Annotated in this window: 1 protein-coding gene; it reads right to left on the reverse strand. The window is 43.6% G+C overall.

From position 1 onward, the window contains the following. Window positions 1–151: 151 nt before the first annotated feature. A partial coding sequence (locus ACFINH_RS10210) for a lysozyme (protein ID WP_375633061.1) occupies window positions 152–683 on the reverse strand: 532 nt, incomplete at its 5' end.

Below are 683 nucleotides of genomic sequence, written 5' to 3' on the forward strand. Positions count from 1 at the left end.
ACCTCAAGACGGGTTGTGGCTGCTTTTAAAGCTTTTTCTGTTTGCTTTTGTTGCTCTGCTTTTTTCCCAAAATTAAAAGCTCTTGCTAAAATCATAAAAAAAGCGGCTAAAGCCGCGCCTGTCACCATCAGATTTCTTTTCATCCATAAGATCATAGACGATGCTCCTGAAAGCGTTTAGCAACAAAGAAAATACCAGCACATGCGGCTAAAACCATAATGGTGGCCAAAGCCCATTGGATTGGTCCATTTCCTGCTAATAAGCCTCCAAGCCCAGAAAAAGAACCAATAATCGGTGCAAGGGCTTCGGCTTTGAAAAACCCCGTTGGTGCTTGCGTTTCTACTGTTTGATAATTGGAGGAAACATAAGCCCCTTTTGCCCATAAGCCTGTTTCTGCCGCACGCCGGTGTGCGAGACCTTCAAGACGCTTACCGCCTGCTTTGGTCCATTTCTGTAGCTCGGCAGGGACAGCTTCATATTCACCTTGATTGAGCTTTTTTAACAGTGTCGAGTTACAAAAGGCTCCTGTTCCTACATTATAGCAAAAGGACACTAACGCCGCGAATTGTTCATCCGTTAATGAAACTGTAACAGCGCGTTCAACAGCATTTTCAAATTGTCTTAAGTCTTGGCAAAGAAGTTCTTCTGCTTGCTTTTCAGTGATTGTCATGCCTTCGTAAATA

The sequence above is a fragment of the Bartonella sp. AA74HLJMH genome (assembly GCF_042197045.1).
Lineage (GTDB): Bacteria > Pseudomonadota > Alphaproteobacteria > Rhizobiales > Rhizobiaceae > Bartonella.